This is a genomic window from Streptomyces sp. AC627_RSS907 (genome assembly GCF_019049165.1).
The window spans coordinates 113,893-125,668 of record NZ_JAGMUE010000042.1 but is presented as its reverse complement, the minus strand read 5'-3'; the positions used below and the strand labels follow the sequence as shown (position 1 = coordinate 125,668).

The following is an 11,776-nucleotide window of genomic DNA, read 5'->3' as shown; positions in this document are numbered from 1 at the left end:
GCGCCGCCCGACGGGCCAGGTCACCCGACCTGGCCCGTCGGGCGTTCTCGCACGTCGGGGCCGGGTGCCCGAGGACACCGTCTCAGATAGTAGGAAGTCCGAGTAATTGTGGAGACAGACGCTCCGCGCTCCCTTAGCTTTGTAGGAGCCGAACGTCACGCTCGATCGAGCGAACGACGGTCGTGAGCCGGGCCCCGTGCAGGCAACCCCTGCGGCACCGTGCTCCCCGTCCCCTTCCGGCGTCTCGCACACCCGTTTCTCCGCACTTGCCTGCGCCGTGCCGAAGGAGTCGATTCCCATGGCCGAGACGACCGTCCGCCGCCGAGTCCGCCACCTCTCCCGTACCGGCGACTCCGACCGCAAGAACGCCGCCGCCGCCCTCCAGCGCGCCCTCGACCGCCGGGACAACGGTGGCGCCACCGGCCACTGAGCCGGACGTGACGGCCGGGGCGTCCGCATGGCGGACGCCTCATGTCATCCCGTGGGACGAAGGGTAGGGTGCTGCGCATGTCGGCAAGCTCTCGCATCCTCAATCTCGCAGTGATTCCCGGTGACGGCATCGGCCAGGAGGTCGTGGCCGAGGGTCTCAAGGTCCTCTCCGCCGTCCTTCCGCAGGATGTGAAGCTGGAGACCAAGGAGTTCGACTTCGGCGCCCGGCGCTACCACGCCACCGGTGAGACCCTCACCGACGCCGACCTCGACGCCCTCAAGGCCCACGACGCCATCCTGCTCGGCGCGATCGGCGACCCTTCGGTGCCGTCCGGTGTGCTGGAGCGCGGCTTCCTGCTGAAGCTCCGCTTCGCCTTCGACCACCACGTCAACCTGCGGCCGTCGAAGCTGCTCCCGGGTGTCGCCACCCCCCTCGCCGGCCAGCCGGAGATCGACTTCGTCGTCGTCCGCGAGGGCACCGAGGGCCCGTACACGGGCAACGGCGGCACCATCCGCAAGGGCACCGAGCACGAGGTCGCCACCGAGGTCTCCGTCAACACGGCCTTCGGTGTGGAGCGCGTGGTCCGCGACGCCTTCGCCCGCGCGCAGGCCCGCCCGCGCAAGAAGCTGGCGCTGATCCACAAGAACAACGTGCTGACCTTCGCGGGTCACCTGTGGACGAACGTCTTCAACAAGGTGGCCGAGGAGTACCCCGACGTCACCACCGAGTACATGCACGTCGACGCGGCGACCATCTACCTGGTCACCCAGCCCGAGCGCTTCGACGTGATCGTCACCGACAACCTCTTCGGTGACATCATCACCGACCTCGCCGCGGCCGTCTCCGGCGGCATCGGCGTCGCCGCGAGCGGGAACATCAACCCGTCCGGCGCCTATCCCTCGATGTTCGAGCCGGTCCACGGTTCCGCGCCCGACATCGCCGGCCAGGGCAAGGCCGACCCCACCGCCACGGTCCTGTCCGTCGCCCTGCTGCTGCGCCACCTCGGCTACGAGGCCGAGGCCACCCGGATCGAGGACGCGGTCTCGGCCGACCTCGGCGAGCGCGGCGACCTGCCCGCCCGGAGCACCTCCGAGATCGGCGACGCGCTCGCCGTACGAGTAGCCGGCTGACACCCGCCGCGCCACTCGATCGAATCTCCATCGAAGCCGCCGGGTCCCAGAACAAGGCACCCGGCGGCTTTCTCCTGCGTCCGCCAGGTGCGACCATCTGAATCCTGGGCCGCATTCACCCCGTTTCACCCGTCGTCACCCGCGCGCGATAATCGAACGCGAAGCCGCGACATGAGGGAATGCTCGGACGTCCTAGCACCGGCCACCGGCCGTACGGGCGTGACCGCGGCCCGTCACGACAACCGGTGAAGGACATCAATCCATGACGACGCCCACGATCGAGCTCAAGCCCTCCGCCAGCCCGCTCTCCGCCGCCGAACGCGAGGCGATCCTGGCCAACCCGGGGTTCGGCCGCCACTTCACCGATCACATGGTGACGATCAAATGGACGGAGGGCCGGGGCTGGCACGACGCGGAGCTCGTCCCCTACGGGCCGCTCTCCCTCGATCCCTCGACGCACGTCCTCCACTACGGCCAGGAGATCTTCGAGGGCCTGAAGGCCTACCGCCAGCCGGACGGCTCGGTCGCGCTCTTCCGTCCCGAGGCCAACGCGCGCCGCTTCCGCAACTCCGCCCGCCGCATGGCCATGGCCGAGCTGCCCGAGGAACTGTTCATCGCGGCCCTGGACGCCCTGCTCACCCAGGACGCCGCCTGGGTGCCGCCGCACGGCGGCGAGGAGTCCCTCTACCTGCGCCCGTTCATGTTCGCCTCGGAGACCGGGCTCGGCGTCCACCCGGCCAACGAGTACCTGTTCATGCTGATCGCCTCGCCGTCCGGCGCCTACTTCGCCGGCGGCGTCAAGCCGGTCACCATCTGGGTCTCCGAGGACCACGTCCGCGCCGTCCCCGGCGGCACCGGCGACGCCAAGACCGGCGGCAACTACGCGGCCTCCCTGCTGCCCCAGGCCGAGGCCGCCGCGCACGGCTGCGACCAGGTCGTCTACCTCGACGCGGTGACGCGCACCAAGGTCGAGGAGAGCGGCAGCATGAACATCGCGTTCGTCTACGGCGATCGCGTCGTCACCCCCGAGCTGAGCGGCTCGATCCTGGAGGGCATCACCCGCGACTCCCTCCTCCAGGTCGCCCGTGACCTCGGCTACACCGCCGAGGAGGGGGTCGTCACCCTGGAGCAGTGGCGCGAGGACGCCAGGTCCGGGGCCCTGACCGAGGTCTTCGCCTGCGGCACCGCCGCCGTGGTCACGCCCATCGGCCACGTCAAGACCAAGAGCGACGCCTGGACCCACGGCGACGGCACGCCCGGCCCGGTCACCTCGCGCCTGCGCGAGGCGCTGCTCGGCATCCAGCGCGGTGTCACCGAGGACCGGCACGGCTGGATGCACCGGCTCGGCCAGGCCGTGTCTTAGCAGCCTCCCCGGTCGTCCACAGGGCCGCCCCGGACTCCGTGTCCGTGGCGGCCCGCCGCTTTTCCGGACCGGCGCCACACCCTCGCCCGTAGTTAGAGTGACGTTCCATGTGATGTGCGCCTGAACCTCGTGGATCCCTTTCGCTTCCTGGCGTCAGTGTTTAGAGTCCTGTTCTAAACGACACAGGCGAGGAGGTGCCGCGTAGTGAGACTGACTCCCACGGAACGCGACCGGCTGCTGCTCTTCGGGGCGGCCGAGCTGGCTCGCGCCCGCCGTGCGCGCGGACTCAGGCTGAACGTGCCGGAAGCGACCGCGCTGATCGCCGACACGGTGTGCGAGGCCGCCCGCGACGGCGCGCGCCTCGCGCAGGCCATCGAGCGCGCCCGGTCCGTACTCGGCCCGGACGACGTGCTGCCCGGCGTCGCGGACGTGGTCACCGAGGTCCACGTGGAGGCCGTCTTCGACGACGGGTCGCGGCTCGCGATCGTCTCCGACCCCATCGGGGGCGGGGCGCTCGGGGAGGCGGGCCCGGGAGCCCTGCTGCCGGGCCCGGACCACGCCGAACCCGAGGCCGCGGTGCGCATCCCGGTCACCAACACCGCGACCGTGCCGGTCTCCGTCACCTCCCACTTCCACTTCTTCGAGGCCAACCCGCGCCTGGACTTCGACCGTGCACGCGCCTACGGCATGCGCCTCGCCGTCCCCGCCGGCTCCTCGGTCCGCTTCGGCCCCGGCGAGCGCGTCGAGGTCGGCCTCGTGCCCATCGGCGGCGCGCGCGTGGCGATCGGCTTCGCCGGACTGGTCGACGGCCCGCTGGACGCGCCGGGCGCGAAGGAAGAGGCCCTGCGCCGGGCCGCCGCCTGCGGATACCTGGGAGCAGACCGATGAGCATGGACCCGTACGCGTACGCCGCGACCCACGGCCCCCGCGCCGGCGACCGGCTCCGGCTCGGTGACTCGGGCCTGGTGATCCGGGTGGAGTCCGACGCCCAGCACTACGGCGACGAGTTCCTCGCGGGCTTCGGCAAGACCGCCCGCGACGGACTGCACCTCAAGGCCGCCGCCGTACGCGAGACCTGCGACGTCGTCATCAGCAACGTCGTCGTGATCGACGCGGCGCAGGGGATCAGGAAGGTCTCCATCGGCATCCGCGAGGGCCGGATATGCGGGATCGGCCGGGCCGGGAACCCCGACACCCTCGACGGCGTCGACGTCGTGGTCGGCACGGGCACGTCCATCGTCTCCGGTGAGGGACTCATCGCCACCGCCGGGGCCGTCGACACCCACGTCCACCTGCTCTCCCCGCGCATCATGGAGGCGTCGCTGGCGTCCGGTGTGACGACGATCATCGGGCAGGAGTTCGGCCCGGTCTGGGGCGTCGGCGTCAACTCGCCCTGGGCGCTGCGGCACGCGTTCGGCGCGTTCGACGCCTGGCCGGTCAACATCGGCTTCCTGGGCCGGGGTTCGTCCTCGGACCCGGCGCCCCTGACCGAGGCGCTGGCCGAGGGCGGGGCGAGCGGCTTCAAGGTGCACGAGGACATGGGCGCCCACACGCGCGCGCTCGACACCGCGCTGCGCGTCGCCGAGGAGCACGACGTCCAGGTCGCCCTGCACAGCGACGGCCTGAACGAGTGCCTCTCCGTGGAGGACACCCTCCGTGTCCTGGAGGGCCGCACCATCCACGCCTTCCACATCGAGGGCTGCGGCGGCGGACACGTCCCCAACGTCCTGAAGATGGCCGGCGTCCCCAACGTCATCGGTTCCTCCACCAACCCCACCCTGCCCTTCGGCCGGGACGCGGTCGCCGAGCACTACGGCATGATCGTCTCCGTCCACGACCTCAAGACCGACCTGCCGGGCGACGCCGCCATGGCCCGCGACCGCATCCGCGCCGGGACCATGGGCGCCGAGGACGTGCTGCACGACCTGGGCGCGATCGGCATCACCTCCTCCGACGCGCAGGGCATGGGCCGCGCCGGCGAGACGGTCCGCCGCACCTTCGCGATGGCCGGGAAGATGAAGGCCGAGTTCGGCGCACCGGACGCCGACCACGACAACGAGCGCGTCCTGCGCTACATCGCCAAGCTGACCATCAACCCCGCCATCGCCCACGGCCTGGCCCACGAGGTCGGTTCGATCGAGACCGGCAAGCTCGCCGACATCGTGCTGTGGCGCCCTGAGTACTTCGGGGCCAAGCCGCAGCTCGTCCTCAAGTCCGGCTTCCCGGCCTACGGCGTGGTCGGCGACCCGAACGCGGCCACCGACACCTGCGAACCCCTGGTCCTCGGCCCCCAGTTCGGCGCGCACGGCGCGACGCCCGCCGACATCTCCGTGGCCTTCGTCGCGCAGGCCGCCCTGGACCAGGGCAACGACACCATGCCGACCCGCCGCCGCAGGGTCGCCGTGCGCGGCACCCGCGGCATCGGCCCGGCCGACCTGCGCCTCAACTCCCGTACCGGGCAGGTCGACGTCGACCAGCGCACCGGCCTGGTCACCCTGGACGGCGACCCCCTCCGCTCCGAACCGGCCGAGTCCGTCTCCCTCAACCGCCTGTACTTCCTCTGACCTCCTGGGACACCTCCATGACCTTCCGCATGCCCCCCGAGTGGGCCCCGCACGAGCGCACCTGGATGGCCTGGCCCGGCCCCAACCCGACGTTCGGCGACGGAGCCGAGCTGGCGGACGCCCGTGCCGCCTGGGCGTCCGTCGCCCGTGCCGTGAGCCGCTTCGAGCCGGTGACGATGGTGCACGGCCCCGGCCAGGGCGACTCGGCGCGCGAACTGCTCGGACCGGACGTCGCGCTGGTGGAGCGCGAGCTGGACGACGCGTGGATGCGGGACATCGGCCCGACCTTCGTGAAGGACGAGGAGGGCCGGCCGGCCGCCGTGGACTGGGTGTTCAACGGCTGGGGCGCCCAGGACTGGGCCCGCTGGGGGCACGACTCCGAGATCGCCCGCCAGGTCGCGGACCTCGCCGGGGTTCCCGTGCTGAGCAGCCCGCTCGTGAACGAGGGCGGCGCGATCCACGTCGACGGCGAGGGCACGGTCCTGCTGACCGACACCGTCCAGCTCGGCGCGGGCCGCAACCCCGGCTGGACCCGCGAGCAGGTCGAGGCGGAGGTCCACGCCAAGCTCGGCACCAGCAAGGCGATCTGGCTCCCGCACGGCCTGGCCGCCGACTACGGCACGTACGGCACGCAGGGCCACGTCGACATCGTCGCGGCCTTCGCGCGGCCGGGCACCGTCGTCGTGCACAGTCAGCGCGACCCCGTCCACCCGGACCACGCCCGCTCGCAGACGTACCTGGAGATCCTGCGCGGCCAGACCGACGCCAAGGGCCGCCCGCTGGAGGTCGTCGAGGTGCCCGCCCCGACCGTCCTGAAGGACGAGGAGGGCGACTGGGTCGACTACTCGTACATCAACCACTACCTCTGCAACGGCGGCGTCGTCCTGTGCGCCTTCGGCGACCCGAACGACGAGCTCGCCGCGGGCATCTTCCGGCGGCTGTTCCCCGAACGCACGGTGACGCTGGTGGACGCCCGTACGATCTTCGCCAACGGTGGAGGCATCCACTGCATCACCCAACAGCAGCCGAGGATCTGAAGGAGCCGGGGATGGCCGGTGCGGCCAGGGCGCGCAAGAACGCACCGCCGCGCGAGGAGGTCCTCGCCGCCGCCATGGAGATGATCGCCGAGCGCGGTCTGGAGAAGCTCACCATGGCGGCGCTCGGCCGCGAGGTCGGCATGAGCAGCGGCCACCTCCTGTACTACTTCCGCTCCAAGGACGAGCTGCTGCTGCGCACCCTGGAGTGGAGCGAGGGCCGCCTCGGAGCCGAGCGCGCCCGCCTGCTCACCCGGACCGGCACGGCCCGCGAACGTCTCGACGCCTACGTCGACCTGTACGTGCCCGACGGCCACCGCGACCCGCACTGGACGCTGTGGCTGGAGGTGTGGAACCGCTCGCAGAGCGCCGCCGTCGAATCCGACGCCCGCGACCGGCAGGCCGCCATCGAGGGGGCCTGGCACCGCGACCTGGTCGCCCTGCTCGCCGAGGGCGTCTCGCGCGGCGAGTTCCGCCGTGTCGACCCCGACCGTTTCGCGGCGCGTCTGCGCGCCCTCCTCGACGGCTTCGCCATCCACGTGGCGATCGGGCTGCGCGGCACGGACCGGGAGCAGGTCCTCGGCCACGTGCGGGAGTTCCTCACCGACACCCTGGTCGCGCCGACGTGACGTGGACACTCCCCGCTCGCATCCTGAGACGGGCGGTGAGAACGCGGACGGACTGTGCCAGACTTCCCCCGTGCTCTCGTTCGCCATGATTATTGGCAGCAGGCGCGCCGGTCCGCAGTGACCACCACGTACGACCAGGTACGGGTGGACACCGTCGTCCTCGACCCGCGCGCAGACCTCTCGCACCCGCGAGAGGTTTTTCGTTTTCCTGGCCCACCCGGAGCCGGGAAGAGAGCGCGAGGGATCATGGCAGGACGGTGGAGCCGGTCATTCCGGTAGACCGAGATCCCCTACAGGAGCCTTCAGATCATGACCGCAACCAGCGAACTCGACGATTCGTTCCACGTCTTCGACACCACCCTGCGCGACGGCGCACAGCGCGAGGGCATCAACCTCACGGTCGCGGACAAGCTGGCGATCGCGCGGCACCTGGACGACTTCGGCGTGGGCTTCATCGAGGGCGGCTGGCCCGGCGCGAACCCGCGGGACACCGAGTTCTTCGCCCGCGCCCGGGAGGAGATCGCCTTCCGGCACGCCCAGCTGGTCGCCTTCGGCTCCACCCGACGCGCCGGCACGACCGCAGCCGAGGACCCGCAGGTCAGGGCGCTTCTGGAGTCCGGCGCCCAGGTGATCACGCTGGTCGCCAAGTCCCACGACCGGCACGTCGAACTCGCCCTGCGCACCACTCTGGACGAGAACCTGGCGATGGTCGCCGACACCGTCTCCCACCTCAAGGCGCAGGGCCGCCGCGTCTTCGTCGACTGCGAGCACTTCTTCGACGGCTACCGCGCCAACGCCGAGTACGCGAAGGCGGTCGTCCGCGCCGCCTCCGAGGCGGGCGCCGACGTCGTCGTCCTGTGCGACACCAACGGCGGCATGCTCCCCGCGCAGATCCAGGCCGTGGTCACCACGGTGCTGGCCGACACCGGCGCCCGGCTCGGCATCCACGCCCAGGACGACACCGGCTGCGCGGTCGCCAACACCCTCGCCGCGGTGGACGCGGGCGCGACCCACGTCCAGTGCACGGCGAACGGCTACGGCGAGCGTGTCGGCAACGCCAATCTGTTCCCCGTCGTGGCCGCCCTGGAGCTGAAGTACGGCAAGCGGGTCCTGCCGGAGGGCCGTCTGCGGGAGATGACGCGGATCTCCCACGCCGTCGCCGAGGTCGTCAACCTCACGCCCTCCACCCACCAGCCCTACGTCGGCGTCTCCGCGTTCGCGCACAAGGCGGGCCTGCACGCCTCCGCGATCAAGGTCGACCCGGACCTGTACCAGCACATCGACCCGGAGCTGGTCGGCAACACCATGCGGATGCTCGTCTCCGACATGGCGGGCCGCGCGTCCATCGAGCTCAAGGGCAAGGAACTCGGCATCGACCTCGGCGGCGACCGCGAACTGGTCGGCCGGGTCGTCGAGCGGGTGAAGGAGCGGGAGCTGGCGGGCTACACGTACGAGGCGGCGGACGCGAGCTTCGAGCTCCTGCTGCGCGCGGAGGCCGAGGGCAGGGCCTTCAAGTACTTCGACGTCGAGTCCTGGCGCGCGATCGTCGAGGACCGCCCCGACGGCACCCACGCCAACGAGGCCACGGTCAAGCTCTGGGCCAAGGGTGAGCGCATCGTCGCCACCGCCGAGGGCAACGGCCCGGTCAACGCCCTGGACCGGGCGCTGCGCGTCGCCCTGGAGAAGATCTACCCGGAGCTCGCCAAGCTGGACCTGGTCGACTACAAGGTCCGCATCCTGGAGGGCGTCCACGGCACCCAGTCCACGACCAGGGTCCTCATCTCCACGTCGGACGGGGCGGGGGAGTGGTCCACGGTGGGCGTCGCGGAGAACGTCATCGCCGCCTCGTGGCAGGCCCTGGAGGACGCCTACACGTACGGGCTGCTGCGGGCGGGGGTCTCGCCCGCCGAGTGAGCGCGCGGTCCCCGCGGCTTCTTGGCCGCACTGATGTCTTATTCGTGGGGATTCGGGTATTTTCGAACGTATGAAGGACGCCCGCATCCGAGTCCTCATACGCCTCCTGGTGGCGCCGGTCATCGCCGCGCTGGCGGTGCTGATGGCCGGTGCGCCCGGCGCGCAGGCGGCCACCGACGTCTCCGAGATCGGCGCGGCCCTGCGCGAGTCCCCCGTGTACGTGGACCCGGCCGCGTCCGACCTGCTGTCGAGGTCGGACGCGGAGGCGCTCGCCGACAAGATCGAGGACGCGGACGAACCCGTCTTCGTGGCGGTCCTCCCGGCCGGCTATCCGACCGAGAACCTCTTCCGGAACCTGCGCACCGAGACCGGCATCACCGGCCTGTACGGCGTACGCCTCGGTGACCGCTTCGACGCGCGGGCGGACAGCAGCGTGCTGAGCCGCCAGGGCGTGAACAACCTGGTCACGGCCGCCCAGGGCGCGGGCGACCCCAAGGCCCAGCTCAACGACTTCGTCGACGACGCGCTGCGCAGCGTGCGCGGCTCGGCCCCCTCGTCCTGGGACTCCGGCGGCGCCTCCGTGCCGACCGGCGCCCTGATCACCGCCGGCGCGGTCGTGGCGGCCGGCGGGGCGGGTGCCTACGCGATCGCCCGGCGCAACCGGCGCCGCCGCGAGGAGGAGCAGCGGGCGGCACTGGACCGGCTGCGGGTGGTGGTCGACGAGGACATCACCGCGTTCGGCGAGGAACTGGACCGCCTGGACTTCCACCCGGCGGAACCGGGCGCCGACGACGCGATGCGCGCGGACTACGCCCACGCCCTCGACGCCTACGAGCAGGCCAAGACGTTCATGGCGGACGCCCGGAAACCGGAGGACGTCCGCGCGGTCACCCAGGCCATCGAGGACGGGCGCTTCTCGCTCGCCCGCCTCGCCGCCCGCCGCCAGGGAGAGCCGCTGCCCGAACGCCGGCCTCCCTGCTTCTTCGACCCGCGCCACGGCCCCTCGGTCGCCGACGTCACCTGGACCCCGCCGGGCGGCGCCACCCGCCAGGTCCCGGTCTGCGCGGCCGACCGGACCCGGCTGTCCGAGGGCCTGGACCCCGCGATCCGCGAGGTGGACACCGACCACGGCCGCCGCCCCTACTGGGACGCGGGCCCGGCCTACGGTCCCTGGGCGGGCGGCTACTTCGGCGGCGGCATCCTGCCCGGCCTGCTGGTCGGCACCCTGCTGGGCAGCATGATGGCGAGCCCCGCCTACGGCGCGGGCTACGGTGCGGGCTATGGCGACTTCGGCGGCTACGAAGGCGGCGACGTCTCCGGCGCGGACTTCGACGCCGGTGACTTCGGAGGCGATTTCGGCGGGGGCGGTGACTTCGGCGGCGGTGGCGGCTTCAGCGGGGGCGGTGACTTCGGCGGAGGCTTCTGAACGGGCGCGGGGGTGCCGCGGGTCGCTACGGTGGGGCCCATGCCACCTCGCAGCGCACTCCTCGTCATCGACATGCAGAACGCCGTGGTCGCCATGGCGCACCGGGCCGCCGAGACGGTGGCCGCGATCGCGGGGCTGAGCCGGCGGGCCCGGAGTGCCGGAGTGCCGGTGGTGACGGTGCGGCAGCGGGGCGACGACCTGGTGCCCGGGACCGGGGACTGGCGGGTCGTGTCCGAGCTGGCGCCCCGCGCGGGGGAGCCGGTCGTCGACAAGACGACCCCGGACAGCTTCCTCGGCACCGGTCTCGACGCGCTCCTGAAGGGGCTCGGGGTGAGCGAGGTGATCGTCACCGGGTTCGCCACGGAGGTCTGCGTGGACACCACGGCACGGCAGGCCCTGAGCCTCGGGTACGACCTGGTCGTCGTGGCCGACGGGCACACCACGTCGGTGCGGACCGCGGCGGACGACGGTGACCTTGCGCCGGCGGACCGGTCGGTCGCCCACTACAACGCGATCTACCGGACGATCGGCTGGCCCGGCCGCCGCATCCGGGTCCGGGCCGCCGCCGACGTGGAACTCGCCGCCTCCGGGGGTGCGCCGGGCGGCACGTCTGCTTGATCGCCGAGATGGCGCGTCCCAGCCGCGGGGAGCCGCGCCGCTGCCCTCTGCGCGAGGCGGCGAGAGCGTCGACGAGAGGGCCGGGATCCTCGCGACGGGCCGCCGACCGCACGTCCGTGTCACTCCAGGGGCGGTATGCGCCACCCATGAATGTGAGGTGACTCTCAGGTGACGCCTTTGTACGTCTCCTACAAGCGACACGCCCTCTGAGCAGTCAGAAGAGCTGCATGCCCTCGTGTTTCTGTTCAGGGGTACCAGGAAAACACGCCGGAGACTGTACGGAGTCGACGGCTCGCATTCCGCGGTCTGCTTCGTAGAGTCACTACATGACCGTTTTGGATGAGGCGCCGGGTGAGCCGACGGACGCGCGCGGGCGAGTGGCCGAGTTGCACGGGGTGCGTGCGCAGGCGCTGGCGGGGCCGAGCGAGAAGGCGACGGCGGCGCAGCACGCCAAGGGCAAGCTGACGGCGCGGGAGCGGATCGAGCTGCTGCTGGACGCGGGTTCGTTCCGTGAGGTCGAGCAGTTGCGGCGGCACCGGGCGACGGGTTTCGGGCTGGAGGAGAAGAAGCCGTACACGGACGGTGTGGTCACCGGCTGGGGGACGGTGGAGGGCCGTACGGTCTTCGTCTACGCGCATGACTTCCGGATCTTCGGGGGTGCGCTGGGC

Annotated in this window: 11 protein-coding genes; all 11 read left to right on the top strand. The window is 71.8% G+C overall.

Annotation, left to right across the window (positions count from 1 at the left end; genetic code table 11):
• Window positions 1-298 precede the first annotated feature (298 nt).
• Complete coding sequence (locus tag KUM32_RS44700) at window positions 299-430, top strand: hypothetical protein (RefSeq protein ID WP_302185135.1); 132 nt, start codon at window positions 299-301, stop codon at window positions 428-430.
• A gap of 77 nt (window positions 431-507) precedes the next feature.
• Window positions 508-1,560, top strand: coding sequence for a 3-isopropylmalate dehydrogenase (locus tag KUM32_RS11790; RefSeq protein ID WP_217141795.1), 1,053 nt, complete (start codon window positions 508-510; stop codon window positions 1,558-1,560).
• A gap of 262 nt (window positions 1,561-1,822) precedes the next feature.
• Complete coding sequence (locus KUM32_RS11785) at window positions 1,823-2,923, top strand: branched-chain amino acid aminotransferase (RefSeq protein WP_217141794.1); 1,101 nt, start codon at window positions 1,823-1,825, stop codon at window positions 2,921-2,923.
• A 204-nt stretch (window positions 2,924-3,127) separates the two neighbouring features.
• Complete coding sequence (gene ureA, locus KUM32_RS11780; RefSeq protein WP_217141793.1) at window positions 3,128-3,811, top strand: urease subunit gamma; 684 nt, start codon at window positions 3,128-3,130, stop codon at window positions 3,809-3,811.
• Entirely contained in the window at window positions 3,808-5,487 is a 1,680-nt protein-coding gene (locus tag KUM32_RS11775) for an urease subunit alpha (protein ID WP_217141792.1), read from the top strand. Before ureA ends, KUM32_RS11775 begins: the two co-directional genes overlap by 4 nt.
• 17 nt (window positions 5,488-5,504) lie before the next feature.
• Entirely contained in the window at window positions 5,505-6,524 is a 1,020-nt protein-coding gene (locus tag KUM32_RS11770; protein WP_217141791.1) for an agmatine/peptidylarginine deiminase, read from the top strand.
• A gap of 11 nt (window positions 6,525-6,535) precedes the next feature.
• Complete coding sequence (locus KUM32_RS11765; RefSeq protein ID WP_217141790.1) at window positions 6,536-7,150, top strand: TetR/AcrR family transcriptional regulator; 615 nt, start codon at window positions 6,536-6,538, stop codon at window positions 7,148-7,150.
• 309 nt (window positions 7,151-7,459) lie between these two features.
• Entirely contained in the window at window positions 7,460-9,064 is a 1,605-nt protein-coding gene (gene cimA / locus KUM32_RS11760; protein WP_217141789.1) for a citramalate synthase, read from the top strand.
• A 70-nt stretch (window positions 9,065-9,134) separates the two neighbouring features.
• Entirely contained in the window at window positions 9,135-10,490 is a 1,356-nt protein-coding gene (locus tag KUM32_RS11755) for a hypothetical protein (protein WP_217141788.1), read from the top strand.
• A gap of 39 nt (window positions 10,491-10,529) precedes the next feature.
• Entirely contained in the window at window positions 10,530-11,108 is a 579-nt protein-coding gene (locus tag KUM32_RS11750; RefSeq protein ID WP_217141787.1) for a cysteine hydrolase family protein, read from the top strand.
• Window positions 11,109-11,434: 326 nt separating this feature from the next.
• A partial coding sequence (locus tag KUM32_RS11745) for a carboxyl transferase domain-containing protein (RefSeq protein ID WP_302185134.1) occupies window positions 11,435-11,776 on the top strand: 342 nt, incomplete at its 3' end.

Coding starts and splice junctions, on each gene's coding strand:
- KUM32_RS44700 (WP_302185135.1), top strand. CDS start 299: ATGGCCGAGACGACCGTCCGCCGCCGAGTCCGCCACCTCTCCCGTACC.
- KUM32_RS11790 (WP_217141795.1), top strand. CDS start 508: ATGTCGGCAAGCTCTCGCATCCTCAATCTCGCAGTGATTCCCGGTGAC.
- KUM32_RS11785 (WP_217141794.1), top strand. CDS start 1,823: ATGACGACGCCCACGATCGAGCTCAAGCCCTCCGCCAGCCCGCTCTCC.
- KUM32_RS11775 (WP_217141792.1), top strand. CDS start 3,808: ATGAGCATGGACCCGTACGCGTACGCCGCGACCCACGGCCCCCGCGCC.
- KUM32_RS11770 (WP_217141791.1), top strand. CDS start 5,505: ATGACCTTCCGCATGCCCCCCGAGTGGGCCCCGCACGAGCGCACCTGG.
- KUM32_RS11765 (WP_217141790.1), top strand. CDS start 6,536: ATGGCCGGTGCGGCCAGGGCGCGCAAGAACGCACCGCCGCGCGAGGAG.
- cimA (WP_217141789.1), top strand. CDS start 7,460: ATGACCGCAACCAGCGAACTCGACGATTCGTTCCACGTCTTCGACACC.
- KUM32_RS11755 (WP_217141788.1), top strand. CDS start 9,135: ATGAAGGACGCCCGCATCCGAGTCCTCATACGCCTCCTGGTGGCGCCG.
- KUM32_RS11750 (WP_217141787.1), top strand. CDS start 10,530: ATGCCACCTCGCAGCGCACTCCTCGTCATCGACATGCAGAACGCCGTG.